The organism is Mesorhizobium sp. CNPSo 4689, from assembly GCF_057784325.1.
Genome location: NZ_JBWLUZ010000004.1, coordinates 21,540 through 38,638, shown reverse-complemented (window position 1 = coordinate 38,638; position 17,099 = coordinate 21,540). Strand labels below are relative to the sequence as shown.

Sequence of the window (17,099 nt, the reverse complement as noted above, 5' to 3'; positions counted from 1 at the left end):
GATAGAACTCATCAGGTAGTCGACGGAGAGTGATGGCGCATCGTTACGGTGCGCAGTCGATGCGGCCTAGCCGACGGTCTCGCTTTCCGGGGTCCAGGCTTCTGGCTGGTCGAGCACAGAGACTGCGCGAACATGGCAGCGAATTTTATGCCCCATATCCTGCGAGCCGAGCTCATAGCTTGTGCCGGTTTCGCCCACGATCGGAACGCCGTCACGATACCAGAGACATTCTATTTGCGACGCAACCACGTTCGGTACGACAGTCAACGCTTGGCTTGGTGAAGCCCGGCCCGACAAGGTCGGCAATGCGCTGAAACCCGGCGGGACCCTAGCCAGATCCGTTTCCGTCTGCCGGACCTTTATATAGTCAATGACCATGTCATACGTCTGCGACGGGTCCGGTTGAGCACGCCCCTTGTTTTGATCGTAGGCGAAATCCACCATGATGTATTTTTTCGCTGCGAGTTCCGGGCTCGTCGGAACGCGCGCCACTTCCCAGCCATCGATCACGAAATAACTATAATCATCCTCGATCTGGGCGTACCAAGTATGAAATTCGCCATCGTATATGTCGATTGTCGCTGGAAAGCCATTTGATGGATCGACTTGATAGCCGGCTATTTTCCGGTGCACGCCACCTGTCGCGATTTGTGGATCTGCATAACCGAGTTTGGGTTTGTGCACGTGCTGGCTTATGTTGATGTAGGCCCCATTGAGACCATCATATTCCCAAAAGTCAGTCTCAAGCCGATTGCGCGTCCTCCAGAACAGATGCTCTTTGCCATACGCCCAAAAAGCAGGAAAAAATCCGGGGCGGGGCGCTGCGATCTTTGGAAGTCTGGCACGGATCTCAAAGATTCCCTTTCCCCAACACCGCCCTTGGCCATTGTTGTTCACTGAAGAGAACGCACCTGTCCTCCAGCGGCCCTTATGTAAGAGCCGGAGCGCCAGCGTGTGGCTGGCGGCGTCGTGCACATATGAGGAAGGCGACCCCGAGATCCGCTGGGCATTGGCGTCAACGCCGACATTCGCCAAAGAGGTCGGCGCATACCAGATGCTGGCTTGGGCACCTTTGGAATCATCGACAACCGTGTTGGAATCGAAATCATCAAAAAAAACCGTTGTGTAACCGCGGATCGGTGGCGCCGCCTCTCCACGATGAGCATATCGCTCATTGCCGATGCCTGCCCAGGACTCCCACGAGACTGAGTCGAATGCGTAACGTGCCGGTTTGTTGTTCGCATCCACGGATGAAGGAGGGCGCTGGCGATAGGGATGATCGCTGGGCAGGGCGGATTGCCGGCCGACGCGCCACATGCCCCATCCCATCAGCATGTCGATCAGCGAGTCATCTAGTTCGCTTTGCCCGATGATGACGCAGTCGATCGCCACATCGGCCCTCATCGGATTGATCACATCGCCCATGAAGCTCTCCGATTTCATCCGGTTGGGTGCCAATGCATAAATCGTCTGACCGGCCGTCTTGACCCCATTCACCACGGCCTGCATCACGAATCCGCGGCGGTACCCGACCATGACATTCCAGCCGCCAAAGTCCGTCGAGCATTTCCCTTCCTCGCTCTTGATCTTGCCATCATCGACCTGTGAAGCGAACGTGCCTGTCGATGGCCTGAAGCAGACCCGCGGCTGGCGGTGCACCGAACCACCCTCGGCGCCATTGACGCACAAAACAGAAACGTTGTTCGCATCGGCGTTGGCTGCGGAATCGCACCGGGCGATCACGAGCCACCAGCGGTGAAGGTATGGGGCGTCGTTATCGGCGGGCCAAGTCAATGCCTGTTTCGTGCCCTTCTCGAAGACGACGCCACGACTATTCGGAAGCTTTGTCGGGCACAGAGAAGGCTCGGCCTGCACCGCAGCCACAGGCTTCACGCCGCCGGATTGCCACGAGGAGACCTCGCCTTCGGCCAGATCCTCCTGATACCAGGATTTCACGATCATCTCCGGGAACAGATCTGGATGCCAAAGTTGCGAGCCCTGGTCCGGACCGGCGGCGAGAGCATCCCGTCCTGGGCGACCGGAAGCCGTCAGCAGAAGGGCGGCGCATGCGCCGCGCGCCAGATCCCGGCGGGAAATGCGGCTGGTCATCGTCGTGGTGCCGGCACGGGATTCTGCCGTGGACACCCGCTGCCAACCATTGCGCTTCTTCAGACTCCGTACACTCATGATTCATCCTCGGATGGGCGGCCGGTGATGCGGCGAGAATGCAGCTACATTGAACTATGCAAATCTGACCCATTTCGCGTTCTTGGATGTCAGCGTTTGCAGGACTTCCGCACCATACTTCCCGAAGAGGAGCGACGCTCTCAGATAAAGAGTAACGACAGATAATGTGCCTATAACGAGAAGCCCGGTCGCGAGCACTAGATAGTCGGGCGATCCGGCAAGCAGCGTTTTGACCGCCGAGCCAGTGGCGAAGACCACGGCGGCAAATGCGACAGGTGGTACATGGACGAGCGCGAAATCCAGCACTGACAATCCCGTCATCCGACAACTGACCGCCGCATAAAGGAAGAAACTTGTCGCAATGGCGCCGGACACTGCAAAGGCGACCGCGTTCACGCCGTGGGGCGCCGAGAAGAATGCGGATGCAGTGACAAGGCCCATGTAAATGAATTGCATCAAGGCCGTTCGGTAACTTCGACCTGTGGCTAGCGTCACGGCTCCGCATACTTTGTAACCGACGCGGAAATAAATTACTGCAGAGAATGCAACCATAGGAGCAACGGCGCCGATCCAGTTCTGGCCGAGGACCGTCAGGACAAGCTCTTTCGCAAAACAGCATAGAAACGCGCTGGTCGGCAGGGCAAGCGCCGCCGTCAAAGCATAACCCTTAAGCTGAGCTGTGCGGAGCCTCGCCTTGTCGTGATGAACCTTTGACAGCAGGGGGAAGACCACACTCTTGTTCAGATCGCCGAAAAGATTTGCCGGCATCGCGATCAGATAAAACGCTCGCGAATATATGCCCAGTTCCGAGGTGCCGATCAAGCGCGCGACAATAACATTGTCGATATATTTGGCGATGAAGCTCGATATACCTGCCAGCGAATAGCCCAGGCTCTGGCTGCGGATATCGCGGTAGGACTGAATGTCGAAACGAGGACCCACAAGATAGTCCCTGGCAATGAAGAAATAGATGCCGGCCAAGATGAATGCCTCGGCCATGTACGCGACCACCAAGGCCCAATAGCTGAGGCCAAAATAGGCAAGCGGAATGGCTAGGCCGACATTGGAAGCAATCCAGGCGACCAGCCTCGCTATGGAGGATATTTTGAATTTCAGATGCCGTGACAAAATGGCCTCGGCGGTCAGATTGAACGCGTTCGCAATCATCATCACCGCAAGGATGCGCGAAACGAGAACCAATTCCGGCACATGAAGAAAATCGGCAATCTGCTCTGCAAACACCCATTGAAGCAAGCCGAGGATAAGAGCGATTGTCAGCGAGAAGGAAACTATGGTTCCGATATGGCGCTCTTCGATGTCCGCTCGCTGTACCAAGACCTGCGACATGCCAAGGTTGGCAATGTTACTGCCGATGGCCACGATGATCAGCGCAGCGCCAACAATACCGTACTCTCGGGGGGAAAGCAGGCGCGCGAGAACGGCCGTCACCAGGACATTCAACAAGGTTCGAGCAAGCAATGTGGTACCTGCCCACGAGAGGCCCATGGCTGCCCTTCGTGTCAGCTTCCTATGTTCAGCTATTTGGTCCAAGTTGACATGACCCAGACTGTCCAATTGGTCGGCGACGCTTCAGTGCATGCAAGCGAGCTGCAATATCGTCAGCTATTTTTGTCGCCCACGCTTCGCGGGTGAATTCACATTGCATTCGCCGTCTCGCGTTCTCGCCGAGCCGCGTCCGCAACTGTTTATTCTCGCGCAATTGAGTCAGCGCGCGGGTCCAGTCCATAACGTCGTCCGGGGAGCAAAGGAGGGCGGTTTCGTCGGCAGTAAATATCTCTCGCAAAACCGGCAAATCGCTGCACAGAATGGCTTTTCCATGCGCCATGTATTCGAATGCCTTCAAGGGCGACATCCAGTCAGCGAGGTTCGTCGTATTGTTGTCGACGCCTCGCACAACCCGCTGATAGGGCGCGAGCACCACGTCGAATGCCGCCAGGAACGACGAGATCCGGGCATGTGGCACATATCCGTGAAAGATAATATTTCTCTCGGATTTTGCCCGAGCCCGCCATTGGTCGATGTCATGCTGCGCCCCACCGACGATATGAAAGGTGGCCCAAGGGCAGGCTTGCGCAAGAGGAAGTATGACCTCCATTCCTTTTCCGGGATAGAGTTGCCCCGCATATCCGACATTGAAATTCCCGCAGAGCGGGATCGCGTCTTCCTCCGGCGTTGAAACGAGATTGCCACCGAGCGGCATGGACAGGATGCGACCTGATAGCTCGGGCCACCGGCTTTCAATGTGTTTCCTCAATGCTTCGCTGATGACAACGAGCGAAAGAAGGTTTTTCGACTTCGCCAAGTTGTCGAAGCGCCTGATGACGGCCTGGTGCTCGGTATCAATCGAGCTATGCAGTTCCAGCACTGTCGGAACACCGGCCGCAACCGTAGCCCTGGCAACGGAGATCGCCCGTGTGATCACGGCATCGCGCGCCGTCAGCCATGCAAGCAACGACACGGCACCGCCAAAGGCGAGCTTTCGGGCTGGAATATGATCGAATGGTATGTGCCACAAACCAAAACGCCGCTCTGGATCATAGGCCTTCCTGATTTCGCCCCACTTGTTGGTACCGGGTCGATCAAGGGGAATTGCAAGGACGGTTCTGCAGCCGATTGCTTGGAACGCGCTGCATGCCTTCACGACCTGTACGGCGTTTGCCGCCTGGCTCGGAATAGGCACGGGATGCGCATAGACAAGCTTCAAATTACTCATTCCTTTGGCGCCCAATCACCGTTTCCGCAGTCACTTCATCAAGCACCGTCATTGAAACCGGTTTGCCGCCTGCAGCAGCAGTCGGCGTATTCCGCTGGCGCGTGCAAAATCGAGAGGCCATGAGAGAAATGGCAGCCGCCCGCGCACCAACGACGCCGCCCGTATGAGAACGCGTTCCAGGCGGAAGGAGACCTGGCGCTGAACGGCCTGGTAGTGGAATTCGATCTCTCGCTTGTTTTTGAGCGAAAGTCCTGGATAAGGTTGCCAGGACGCCCTGGCCGCTTCGAGGTTGAACTGTGGAAAGGGCGGCAGAGTAAATTCGGTTCGCAGACGCTCCATCGACGGTTCCAGCATCGAAAGGAGCTCGGCCCTTTTATCGGGTGAGAGATATTCGTGATTGTTGTTGGGGCTTGCTATTCTCTGGTCTACTGCTGCAAAGATCCTACGTTCCAATTTGCGCTCGGAATATCGAATATGTTCATTTCTACACCGCTTATATTCTAGGAGATCTCGGCTTAGCCGCTCATTGGCACGAAGATGCGGTTTTGTGAACGAGGAGATATCCTCAATTCCGAGAACATGCCGCACGAAATCATTGATCAGATTCGGCAGAGCCGCTTCGTAAGGGCGCACCGAGCAAGCGGTGCTCCCAAAGACATCGCGCCAGATCGATAGGTAACGATGATAGTCCAGCATGTCATAAACTATGCTGAGAAAGTCGCCAACATCGCCGCTAAACAGAGCGCCCTTCTTTACATTTTGATTGTAAAGTGACTCAAGATAACAATCTGGCCTTCGTACGTAGCAAATTATGTGGCATTCCACGTGGGCAGGAATAGCGGCGTGCAGGCGCTCAATGAGACTGCGCTCTTTCGCAAGGACCTCCGCGCTCGTTTTCTGGGCGTGGAAGCATTCCAGATACCGCACCATAGCATAAAGATTTTCTGAGCTTGCGATGATTGTATCGCCTCCGTTTTGCTCTGCCTTTCTCAAAATCTCAAGAATGAAATTCCGGAGTCTCTCTTGCCCATCTACCAAAGGTGCGTTCACAAGACTATTGCAATGGAACTCGTGTGCTGGTGACGCGTAGTACATGCCATGCTCGCCCAATCCTTTTCCGTTTGCGTAAAGGAATTGCTGCAGCGCCGTGCTCCCTGTCTTATGCGTGCCGATATGGAGGATGAGCCTCATGTTACTTTTGCCGGCAGGTGAGCTGGCGCATGGCGATCTTTCTGCATAAGCGTAGCGATGAGACTCATTTGCCGTGTTGCGACGCTTTCCATGCTGAATTGCGCAGCGACAGTTCGTATGGCGCGGCGCGCCATCGCATTGCGCTCGGCTTCCGATAGGCCAAGCGCGCGAAGCAGGAGCCCGCCATACTCCACATGCGAGCGAGCCAAAAAGCCGCTGCGCTCATGCTCCACAATATCGGACGCACCGCTGACATCGGTGATGATCGGGACCACACCGCAACTCATGGCCTCGAGCAGGGCGTTTGACATGCCTTCCGACACCGAGGTGGAAAGATAGAAGTCAGCCTTCCACAGGAATGGAAAGACATCTTCGACCGCGCCGGCGAATTTGACCCTGCCGGAAAGGCCCAACCGCACCGTCTGTTCCTCGAGCGCGGCGCGACACTGGCCATCGCCTAGGACGGTGAGTTGCGCCTGTGCCTCGGCGGGAAGGGCCGCGAACGCGTCGATCATGTGCTCGAGGCATTTCTCCGGCTCGATGCGGCCAAGGCAAATGAAGCGTCGGGTGCCATCTGTGCTCGGCTGGCGGCGAGGGTTGCGGGGCAGATCAATCCCATTTGGAATCATGTGAATGCGATCCGCCTCGATGCCATGTCTCTTCAGGTCACCTGCGATTTGGCGGCTATTGGCGATGAAAGCCGTGACGTGCCGTTTGATCACGGACGACGCCCAGCGACCGACAATTTTCTTTTCGCGCACAACGTCGAGATCGAAACACCGTCCGCCGCGGCCCATTTTTGCGAGAACGGGCTTGTGCAGGAGGGCCCCTGCCACCGTCGCCGGAACGGCGTGAAGTCGGGCATGAATGATATGCACAACATCGAATTCGTCGCGACGGCGCAGCATCCAGATCGCAAGCTGGACACACCACGACAGGAACGACAGCATATGCCGCCCGCCCAAATTCGGCGCGGCGTGCAAGCGAAGGCGCTCGATGAGCACTCCGTCGATGGCGGACCGTTTCGGCGTCGAGTGTGACAATCTGGGTGCCAAAATGGTTACGCAGACGCCCCTTTCAATCAGCGCCCGAGCAAATCGCCGCGTCTGTTGCTCGGCGCCGCCATATGACTCTGGAAAATAGGTGGAGAGCACGAGCAAAATGCGTATGCTGTGAAGGGCTTCGGCTCGCGGGGTAATCATCGGATGAGCAGAGGCACCTTCTGTTACATTCATATCAATCCACCGAATTTACCGCCAACAAATCCGGCAATCTGCCCGATCTCTGTAGGGCACTTCATCGCGGAAGCGCCAGATTTCGAACAGGAGGCCTAGTCGACGCTCCCTTGCTCGCCAGATGCTGGTTGAGAGCCTGGCGGTAAATGGAGTCGATCCGCTTGCCCATGCGATTGGCGTCCCAGTTCGAAAGGTCCGTCGCTGCGGCACCTCGGGCGAGGCAAGCCAGTCTTTCGCGATCCTCCAGGAGGGCGGCCGTGGCGTCGGCCATGGCGTCCAAGTCGTCCGGGGGTGTGATCACGCTATTGGTGCCAGGACGGAGCACTTCGCGAAGACCTGGCAGATCGCAAGCGACGCAAGGCTTGCCGCCGGCGAGATATTGCATGAGCACGCGGGGCAATCCCTCCCGTATGGAACAGAGCAGGCAGAGATCCGCGAGTGCGATCAGCCGCTCGGGGTCGTCGCGATAACCGGCAAAGACCACTCGGCGTTGGATCCCCAGCCGGTTGACTTGCAATTCGGCGATCGAACGAAGCGGCCCATCGCCTGCGAGCACAAGTACCGTGTCGGGTAAGCGGGCGGCGATTTTCTTGAAAACCTCTAGAAATTCCGCGTGTCGCTTGCGTTGCTCGAATGCCGCAATCATCAAGAGCACAGGCGGGCGCGGCGCGTCCGGTGTCAAGCGCAACAACTCACGCCAATCGGCAGGCGGACTGGCGTTGCGAAAGCGATCGAGATCGAATCCGGAATAGACGACATGATGCTTGTCAGCATGTCCCACTCCCGCGCTCATGCATAAGTCACGGATGCCCTCGCTCACACTGATGAATGCACTGGTGACTGGCGCCGCCAGTTTTTCCAAGGCGAGATAGGTGAGCCGCTCGGCGACGCCGACGTTGACAAAAGGCACGATATGCACGCCATGAATGATCACTGGAACCCTCGCCGCCCATGCTGCGAAACGGCCGAGAATGCCTGCCTTGCTAGTATGCGTATGTACGATGTCGGCATTCAAGGCGCGGAATCTCCGGGTAAGCGCCAACAATGCCCTCACGTCGGAGGCAGGCGAAATGGACCGGGTCAAGTCGGGGACGTCAATGAGTTCCACCCGCGGGTCCACTTTAGCTAAAATTTCTGGGTGAACCGCCTCGCCGTGGAGCAGGAAAACATCATGTCCTCGTTGCGCGGCCCAATTGCAGGAACAGACGGTATTCTCATCAGCGCCGCCATTGATGAGACGAGTAATGACATGAGCGATACGCAGTCGATGCGCCGCGTCAATTTTGCCTTCCGCATTCCGTGATTTCAAATCGCCGCTACCGGGCTCAATCCACCCGATGGTGGCGCTGCCCCCCCGGGCGCCCCTTTTGTTTCCTGACCTCCAGCTAGCGGTGCTACTGCGTTGGAGTGACATGTCACGTCCTCAGTAAGTGCATGCCGTACGGAGACAAACCCTGACTCCTGGCGCACCCCGTCTCTCTTGGGGGCGCACCTCTCCTATCCATAAGGACAGGTTCCAAACGGCTTTCAGTTGGTCAGATTTGATTCATGTTTTAGACGTCGCAGAGACGTGTCGCTGTTACCGCGGGCACAGCCGGGAGCCTATTCGTCGTATAGTTATGCGCGAATACTTTTCTCCTTTGCCGCGCTTGTGTGAAGTCGGACCGGACTCGTTCGAAGAGGCAGTCAAGGCAACGGGATGTGCCTCGCATATGAATTCGCTTCTGGATGTGACGACAACCGAGTTGACGTGCCAAGCCTGCGTCATTGGTTCCGGACCCGCCGGAGCGCTCGTTGCCCTCCCCCTCGCCGAACGGGGGGTGGATGTGATCCTGGTAGAGGCGGGAAACCTGGATCCGACACCACTTTCATCTGCGCCCCTAGCGCAACTCGATGTCGATGGTGCGGTTGATCTGTCTTACGCCCAAGCTTTGCAGCTCGGTGGATCTTCAAATCTTTGGGCCGGTCGCGTGGCGAGAATGGACGAGGCAGATTTCGTGGAAAGGCCGGACATTGGCGCACCGGCTTGGCCATTTCCGCTGTCCGAACTTTCTCCATACTACGAGCGTGCGTTGGACATCTTGTGTATGCCTAGTTCCGAACACTACAACGAATTGCCACGCATGCCTCGTAGCTGGAAGACGTTCGCGGCGAGCGATCGGGTTGACATAAAATATCTCATGTGGTCGCGACCGGCCTTCAAAGTCGCCGAGCTCGTGACAAAATCCGACGGAAATCTCGCCAATCTACGGGTTCTGACTGACGCTCCCGTGTTCGACGTCACACCTAATGGAGATCGGCGGACTATCGAAAGCGTCACCGTCGGTCGTCGGCAAAACCACAAAAGAATCAAAGCTCAGGTGTTTGTTCTCGCCGCCGGTGGGATCGAAACCACTCGGCTCTTGCTGGGCTATGCGCGCCGTCACTGGAGGGATGAAGAGGGGGCAATCGGTCGATATTTCTCGACGCATCCCAAGGCGGACTTGGCCGTCCTACGGGCTAAACAACCGGTCAGTGCGGAGCATCCGTTGTTTCGAGAAGCTACGAGCAACGGGGTGCAGGTACGAGCGGGTATCGGGCTCTCCACGGCTACGCAAATCTCCATCGGCACATTGAACCATTGCGCGCGTCTCTACCCCATTGCCGAATACAAGGCCGAAAAGGTCTTCGAGTCTATTAAGAGCGCCGCATTCCGAGGCGCGCCGATCGTGAATCGAAGCGCCAGGTTACGACGTCTTCTGATCGCCTCGGGCAAAATGGCGTTTGACCGCCTAGGACAGGCTGCACGATTGCAGGCCAAAACACATGCCTTCGTGGTCCGATTGAACTTGGATCAGCATTCGAACGCCGAGAACAGGCTGACCCTTTCCGAGGACTGCGATCGGGAAGGGCGCCAGCTGCTCAACCTGAGATGGCGATATGATCTAGCGGATCGCAGGTCGGCTATGACCTTTCTCGAAATGTTGAATCGCTTCCTTCGTGCACATGATGTTGGCCACCTCGATTACTCTTCCCTTCGCGATTCGGATTCCTGGCCCCTCACAGCTGTTCACTCGCACTTCCTGGGTACTACGAGAATGAGCAACGATCCCCGCCAAGGAGTCGTCGACCAGAACTGCCGTGTCCACCGGTTGCACAATTTGTTTGTCGCCGGACCTTCCGTCTTTCCGCGATACGGGAATGCCAATCCGTTCCTGACGATCGCCGCTCTATCCCTTCGATTGAGCGATCATTTGAGCCGTGTGCTGGGCTGAGAGTGAGATCCGTGCGGATAATGTACTTAACCGCGACGCCTATGCCGGGACCGCAGGCGCATACCGTCAATATCGCTAAGATGTGCAGCGCGTTCTCCGCTTCAGGTGCGGATGTGACCCTCATTATCTCAGGTCGACTCCGTCGGCGCCTGCAAGGCAAATTGGCAGAACACTACGGGCTGGAGCACGGCTTCAGGGTGTGGACCATAGGGCTTCGGCAGCCCAACTCCCGTTGGGTTATCATGTTTGGAGTTCTGCTGGCGCGTATCCTTCGCATTGACCTCGTGTATACGAGAGAGCCGCGCTTCGCGCTGTGGCTTGTGCGTGCCGGATTTCCCGCCGCGCTGGAATTGCATCACGACCATCTTTCATTTGGGCCGAAGTCCAAGGCCGCATTTGCGGCGCTGACGCAATATCCACGCCTAAGGGGTTTGGTCGCCATTTCTCAAGCAATTGCCGACACGGTACTCAAGGATTTTCCCTCTCTCGCATCCAAGATCATCGTGGCTGCTGACGGCGCCGACGCAACGATATCTCCTCCCCAACCGATCGAGGCGCCGTCGCGTTCAAAGCTCTTGGTCGGATATGTCGGACACCTTTACCCCGGCAAGGGCATGGAGATTATCGCCGATTTGGCACCTCTATGTCCGTGGGCCCATTTCGACATTGTGGGTGGGCGCCGGGAAGATGTTCAGTATTGGAAGGAGCGGACAGCGACACTCCCCAATCTGACTTTGCATGGACCCCTGCCTCACGCTGCTGTTCCTGCCAAGCTTGCTGGTTTCGATGTCGTCTTGGCGCCGTACAAGCGTTCCGTAATTGTGTCCAACGGCCGCATGGATGTGGCGCCATGGATGTCTCCGCTGAAAATATTCGAGTACATGGCTTCGGAGAAAGCCATCATCGCTTCAGATTTGCCTGTCTTGCGCGAAATCCTGACCGACGGCGTTACCGCATTGCTCTGCGATCCTGATGATGTCAGATCCTGGGCGGCAGCGCTCGAGCGCCTTGCTCAGGATCCCGCAGAACGACGACGCTTGGGGCGCTCCGCGCGCGAGCTCCTGCTATCGGGCTATACTTGGAAACAGCGTGCGGAGAAGATCCTAATCGCCCTGGGTATGGTGGCAGCGCGAATACCACTGGATTGCAAATGCGCGCAAGAGATTGGACATAGTGCGCACGAGTGAATTGCCCAAGGAAGTCACTTCACCACCACCGCCTGCAGGTTTGACGGCAACATGGAGTCGATTCGGCTTCGCTCATCCAGGAATTGACGCGTCTCGTACTGTCTCACCACAAAGACGTCCAAGACCCTGATGGTATGAAACAAGAGCTCGATAAAAGGCCGGGCGAGCGGGAAAATGTCACATTGCAAGTGAATGCGCTGGATCAGAATTCCGATCGTTTCAAAGGGTTGGCTCGAGCCGCGGAGCATATCGAACCGCGTCCAATCCTTGAACAGCAGCTTGAAGCCATAGGGGGTGAAATGGAAAAAGTTGTCCGGGCATTCATGGAATGAAAACACCGCGCTCGCGGAAATGACAAGACGACCGCCAGGCTCAAGAATGCGCCTCATATCCGCGACGATGCGTTCGGGATCGGGTATGTGCTCGAGAAGGCCTGTGCAGACGATGACGGGATAGCTTTCCGAAGCGATCTTGCTCAAATCCCGGTAGTACAAATCGACATGCATGTCCGCCGGTTTGTCGGGCCGCTTCGTGACGGTGAATGCGTTGGGGAAATGGGGCTTGTAGTCGACGTCTTCGGAATGGATCACCAGCGTCCGCTCAGCGGTCGCAAATTCGCGACACAGTCGGTCCAGATTCTTGGTCGACAATTTCCTCTTGGTGAACGTGAAGCGATAGAGACGTCTGCGGACGCGTTTCCATAAAGTCGGCGCCTGCGCAGCAGGATTCTGAACCCCGGCTATATGCTCGACGTCGGACACCATCAGCTCTCCGTTGCCGCACAAAACTATAAAACATACACGAAAGAGAGGGCCATGCGGACGGCTCGCAATGGGCTGGCTCTGGTGTGGGCGCAGATAGGCCAGGCGAGCGGCGGCCAATCGCATCGAACCATGGAGAGCCCTGAGAAGATGCTATACATCAATAGACATCACGATCCGAAAGCAACAGCAAAGCGGTCGTCCAAATTATCTTAAGATCGAGCAGCACGCTCCAGGACTTTATGTACCAGAGATCATGCTCAACGCGTTTTTCCATCCGCCACAGCTCCTTCGTCTCCCCTCGGAAGCCGTTGATCTGAGCCCAGCCTGTCAAACCGGGTTTTACACGATGGCGATAAGCATAGCTCTCAATAACCTTGCTATAGGTGTCGTCATGAGCGACGGCGTGGGGTCGCGGGCCCACCAGGGACATTTCTCCCCGAAGCACATTGAATAACTGCGGCAACTCGTCGATGTTTGACCGGCGCAATATACGGCCAAGTCGGGTAACTCGCCTATCATTGCGCTGAGCTTGGCGAATTTCCTTACCGTTCTCCTGCACGGTCATCGATCGGAACTTGTAAATATTGAATGGGTTACCACAAAAACCTCGCCGCGTCTGCTGGAACAGCACTGGGCGACCGTTCTCGATCGCTATGGCACATGCGACTACCGCCATCAACGGAAACAGGAACAGCAGTAGCAGGGATGCAAGAACAACGTCGAACAACCTCTTCAGCAAGCGTTCGGCAGGTCTCAAAGGCGCGCGCTGGACTTCGAAGGCTCGCTGCCAGCCGGTGTGCAGTGGACATCCGGCCAGAATCTTATCTGTGTAGGCATCAGCGAAAAGATAGATCGGCAGCGGGAGGCGGGACATTTCCTCCAGAATTCGTTCGATCAACTTACGCTGGTCCCACGGGCAAAACAGATAAACTGCCTCATATGGACCAAAGCGGAAAGCAGCCTGCGCAGCTGCGACGCCGGCATGCACCGATTGTGCTGCGATCGTGCCATCGCGGTTCTCGATGTTCGAAACACCGCAAACCGCGATGCCTTGTTGCCTGAGCTTGCTGATTATCCCCTGTTCCATTCCAGGAACGCCAGCGTAAAACAGATAGGCTGTGCGCAAGACGAGCTTCTCAGCGGCCAGAAGCCGTTTCAGCACGCGCGCGAGAGCCACGTGGCCAGGCAGCAGGATTGGGAATCCGACAGCAAACGCCAGAGTCAAAGAGCCGCGCGAGAACGTCGACGTGGTCTTCGTGAGAAAGGCGAGCCAGAGAATTGCAAAGAAAGCGAACAACCACCCGGTGAACAGTGTTTTGATCACACGGTGATCGTCCAGGATGCCACTGACCGTATAGGCCCCTCTGGCAGCCATGAATGCGACGAGCACTAGGCCGGCGGTAACGCTTAGATAAATCGTCTCCCAAATATCTGACGGGCTCACGCCGAGGTGCCTATGATAGACCTCATTTGAGGCAAGGAGTATCGTCTCTGCAAGCAGGAAATCAGCAGTTGCAAGAAATATGCAAACTGCTCCCACAGGAAGCCGTAGCGGTTCGATGCTCCGCTTTAAGAACGCACTCGACGCTTGGGTTGGTGCATGCCGCATGGAGACAAGCCCCCGGATCCTGTTGTGTCTCTCAACGGCTTCCAGTCGGTCAAATTTGATTTAATCTCTCCCAGAAACATGCCGCTGTTACCCCGGGCACAGAGGGGCCGTTATTTTGGTGGTATGCTAATATGCTAATGTGCTAATATTTCTGGCTTAGCGCGTTTGCGCGAGAACGGCCCGGCGGAGTCGGACCGTTCTAGGGTAGTCAAGGCAATGCTTTAGGGACCGGGGCGCTTTACCCTTATCAAGGGGGCGGGAGCCATGGCATTGAATAGCGCTGAGGTTCGGGTCAAACAGCTCGATAAAATACGATTATTTCGGCTATTTGGGCAAGATATTCTTAATGAACTGGCGAAAGTGGCCGTCCTACGAAGGATTCCTAAGAATAAAATTGTCACTCACCTTGGTGATATACCAAGTTATATTTACTACATAATTCAAGGGAAAATTCGGCTTAGTGCTCCACTTTCGGACGGTCGAGAATTCATCTTTTCCGATCTCGGTCCGGGTGACACTTTCGACCTGACTAGATTGTTCATCACGCGACGCAGTAGCATGAACGCTGCTTCAGTTGTGGACAGCGACTTGATGCAAATCGAAGTAGCTTTCATGGCTAGGGTCTTCGACAAACACCCCGATCTCGCACTAAAGGTGATCCCGTATTTGTGCGAAGCAACGCACGACGCGCAAGAGCGAGTGATCCACAGTGCGGCCAGTGCTCTGTCCACTCGATTGGCGAGCACGCTCTTGCGGTTGACAGAGAGGCCGAACAGCATGGCTACCGTGGATAGAGCTGGGAGCATCCACATTTCGCAGACTGACCTTGCGGCAATGGTCCCGGCCTCTCGAGCGAAAGTGAATCGTTGCCTGAGAGAATGGGAACGGCGGCATCTGACCCAATACGACCACGGCTCGCTGACGATCCTCAATCGGGCCGCGTTAGAGTCTGTTGCTCTTGGCGAGATCGCCTTTGATCGTTCGATGATGCATATCCCACGTGCTCGGGCATCTTTATGGCAGGGGAGGCAATAAACCGAAGTGGCGCCGGTCGTTCTCGCATCCCTCGGTAGAGCCCTTTCGTCGGCGTCGTAAGTCGCCACACCGGACAAATGCGCCTTCTCACCGTATCGCTTCGGTGTGCGACGCCGAGGAGATCTGGCCGGGGTTCCGGCCGATCCTGGCGCGTCGGGCTAATTGCCGCCGAACTCATCCGCAACGCCGCGCGCCATGGGCCGGCCGCCATCCGGGTTCGATCGCCGAGGAGGCCTTCGGCTGGGTGAGTTGCAAGGTGGTCGAGAACGGAGGGTTCAGGCGTGCCGCGGAGCCACGCCGGGGTCGCAGACTAGTAGAGACGCCGGCCAAGGAGGAGGAGCGTTTGTGATCTCAGAGGAAGCAGAGCGGTGGCGCTAAGCCACCGCTCCTATTTGGATCTCAGTTCCGGCAGTCGGGGCTGAGAGGGTCGTGCTCTTCTTGGGCTCACCCCGACGCACTTGGATGACGGAACGTCGCCGGCGTTCCCGATGGACCCTGTCTGCAAGGGCCCCACCATCTCTTTTGATTCGAACGAATGGTGACCCTTCAACGCGGCTGGAGGCTCAAAGCCGTTATCCGCACGAAGGCTGCGGACAAAATTTGACTCAGCCGCCAACGAAGGTGCCGTGAGGATGAAAAATGCAGACGCGGCTACAGCGATCTTGTACATATTTAGCTCCTTTGGTGCTATTTTTGATATCATCACAAAGTTTGTGATGAGAACGATATCGGGTTGCTTTCAAACGCCAATATCCTCTTTCTGACGATGATCTTTGTTGTCGCCGCCAGATCTACCCTTAAGAGAGGCTAGATTGCTGTTCTCGCTTTTCTTTTACGCCAAGGAGGTATTTTGTATGTGAGTGAATTCACAAGTGGTCGCTAATATGCTTGGGATAGCCTTTCCGGCAAGCTTCCCGCCTTCGGGCCGAAAGGTCGGGCTGACCGCTTGTTCCCGGCCCGCAACAACCGTGCCGTGGCTGCTACGAAAGCGCCATTGCGGTAGTTCGACCGCCAGCTAAGCTAGGCATCCCACATAGGCTGTTTAGAAGCGCGCCATGCGCCGTGGGCTGCTACTTGGTGTGGTAGGCCGCATCGATCTTTTCGCCTGCCCAGGCGCTCGCGTGCCCCCGGATGCGCCGGCTATGTCAGACGATATAATTCCAAAGCTGAAATGTGCCAAGTGCGGCGGCAAGCGCGTCGGGCTGATCTACGCGACCGACACCCGGCCGAAGGCCAAACGGGCGGTGACACCTTCACATTGTGTACGAAATTAACCAATTCGAGCGCTGTGGAACGAAATTTCCAGCTTGTCGTTTGATGCCATGGCCGGAGCCTCTTAAGGCCCCCCCTTGTTCCGGCCCTACCTGTACGGCTCGCTGCTAGCCAGGCAGCGGGCCGTTTCGCGCTTGAGCACTGCCGTCAGCGGCGTTAGTCCACTTTGTCCCTTAGCGGCGTCCTGCGAAGGCGGCCGGTACTTCTCGACCAGCCTGACCACGCCGATACTGACCGCCACCAGTGGACCTCAGAGCGATCGTCCCGCCTCGTCGTCGATGCTGACCGGACGCATGCCTCGCTGCAGGATTTTCGGGAGGAGGATTAGCGCACCCTAATATTTGCAATTGACAGGCGTCCGCAGGATGGCATTTTTTACGCTTGTGACTTCCAAAGGTGGGGGTGGCAGCCACCGCCCGCGTTCCCGTCGAACAAAGAGACGGGACGCGGGCTCACTGCCCTACACAGTACCCTTCTGCCGAGCGTTCAGGAAGCCGCCACGTTTCAGCAGAGAGATGGCTGCGGCGAGGCGTCCCGGTAAGATCTGGAATCGATCAGCGATTCAACCCGTAGGAACGGAGGTCAGCTTGTCGTTGATGAAGACGCTGCAGGTTCTTGCGTCGCAGAACTG

At 56.7% G+C, this 17,099-nt stretch carries 13 protein-coding genes; 4 read left to right on the top strand and 9 right to left on the bottom strand.

The window, feature by feature from the left end:
* Positions 1 to 66 precede the first annotated feature (66 nt).
* The 6 genes from AC04SI_RS07865 to AC04SI_RS07840 all read right to left on the bottom strand — a co-directional run bounded on the left by AC04SI_RS07865 (position 67) and on the right by AC04SI_RS07840 (position 8,509).
* Positions 67 to 2,187 carry a hypothetical protein gene (locus AC04SI_RS07865; RefSeq protein WP_404276014.1) on the bottom strand — a complete coding sequence of 707 codons (2,121 nt, stop codon included), beginning with the start codon at positions 2,185 to 2,187 and terminating at the stop codon, positions 67 to 69.
* 54 nt (positions 2,188 to 2,241) lie between these two features.
* Positions 2,242 to 3,693 (bottom strand): lipopolysaccharide biosynthesis protein, encoded by a 1,452-nt coding sequence (locus AC04SI_RS07860; protein WP_404276013.1) that lies wholly within the window; start codon positions 3,691 to 3,693, stop codon positions 2,242 to 2,244.
* A 28-nt stretch (positions 3,694 to 3,721) separates the two neighbouring features.
* The gene (locus AC04SI_RS07855; protein WP_404276011.1) at positions 3,722 to 4,936 is read right to left on the bottom strand and encodes a glycosyltransferase; all 1,215 of its coding nucleotides are present in this window, start codon (positions 4,934 to 4,936) and stop codon (positions 3,722 to 3,724) included.
* Between the two features lie 33 nt (positions 4,937 to 4,969).
* Complete coding sequence (locus tag AC04SI_RS07850; RefSeq protein WP_404276010.1) at positions 4,970 to 6,112, bottom strand: hypothetical protein; 1,143 nt, start codon at positions 6,110 to 6,112, stop codon at positions 4,970 to 4,972.
* On the bottom strand, positions 6,109 to 7,347 hold the full coding sequence (locus AC04SI_RS07845) for a glycosyltransferase (RefSeq protein ID WP_404276008.1): 1,239 nt from the start codon (positions 7,345 to 7,347) through the stop codon (positions 6,109 to 6,111). Before AC04SI_RS07845 ends, AC04SI_RS07850 begins: the two co-directional genes overlap by 4 nt.
* Positions 7,348 to 7,408: 61 nt before the next feature.
* Positions 7,409 to 8,509 (bottom strand): glycosyltransferase, encoded by a 1,101-nt coding sequence (locus AC04SI_RS07840; protein ID WP_404276458.1) that lies wholly within the window; start codon positions 8,507 to 8,509, stop codon positions 7,409 to 7,411.
* Between AC04SI_RS07840 and AC04SI_RS07835 the strand changes: the two genes are divergently transcribed.
* From AC04SI_RS07835 to AC04SI_RS07825, 3 genes are all read left to right on the top strand, one after another.
* The gene (locus tag AC04SI_RS07835) at positions 8,486 to 8,650 is read left to right on the top strand and encodes a hypothetical protein (protein WP_404276482.1); all 165 of its coding nucleotides are present in this window, start codon (positions 8,486 to 8,488) and stop codon (positions 8,648 to 8,650) included. The two genes, AC04SI_RS07840 and AC04SI_RS07835, sit on opposite strands and share 24 nt — an antisense overlap.
* Positions 8,651 to 9,059: 409 nt before the next feature.
* On the top strand, positions 9,060 to 10,601 hold the full coding sequence (locus tag AC04SI_RS07830) for a GMC oxidoreductase (RefSeq protein ID WP_488474075.1): 1,542 nt from the start codon (positions 9,060 to 9,062) through the stop codon (positions 10,599 to 10,601).
* A 41-nt stretch (positions 10,602 to 10,642) separates the two neighbouring features.
* Positions 10,643 to 11,788: a glycosyltransferase family 4 protein gene (locus AC04SI_RS07825; RefSeq protein ID WP_404276005.1), complete on the top strand. Its 1,146-nt coding sequence runs from the start codon at positions 10,643 to 10,645 to the stop codon at positions 11,786 to 11,788.
* A 14-nt stretch (positions 11,789 to 11,802) separates the two neighbouring features.
* Here AC04SI_RS07825 and AC04SI_RS07820 read toward each other — a convergent pair whose 3' ends face one another.
* Together AC04SI_RS07820 and AC04SI_RS07815 are read right to left on the bottom strand one after the other, a co-directional pair.
* Entirely contained in the window at positions 11,803 to 12,552 is a 750-nt protein-coding gene (locus tag AC04SI_RS07820; protein ID WP_192177380.1) for a methyltransferase domain-containing protein, read from the bottom strand.
* Between the two features lie 157 nt (positions 12,553 to 12,709).
* Positions 12,710 to 14,161, bottom strand: a complete 1,452-nt coding sequence (locus tag AC04SI_RS07815) for an exopolysaccharide biosynthesis polyprenyl glycosylphosphotransferase (protein ID WP_404276003.1) — start codon at positions 14,159 to 14,161, stop codon at positions 12,710 to 12,712.
* Between the two features lie 264 nt (positions 14,162 to 14,425).
* Between AC04SI_RS07815 and AC04SI_RS07810 the strand changes: the two genes are divergently transcribed.
* The gene (locus AC04SI_RS07810) at positions 14,426 to 15,196 is read left to right on the top strand and encodes a Crp/Fnr family transcriptional regulator (RefSeq protein ID WP_404276001.1); all 771 of its coding nucleotides are present in this window, start codon (positions 14,426 to 14,428) and stop codon (positions 15,194 to 15,196) included.
* A 1,360-nt stretch (positions 15,197 to 16,556) separates the two neighbouring features.
* Here AC04SI_RS07810 and AC04SI_RS07805 read toward each other — a convergent pair.
* Complete coding sequence (locus AC04SI_RS07805; RefSeq protein ID WP_488474074.1) at positions 16,557 to 16,709, bottom strand: hypothetical protein; 153 nt, start codon at positions 16,707 to 16,709, stop codon at positions 16,557 to 16,559.
* Positions 16,710 to 17,099 lie beyond the last annotated feature (390 nt).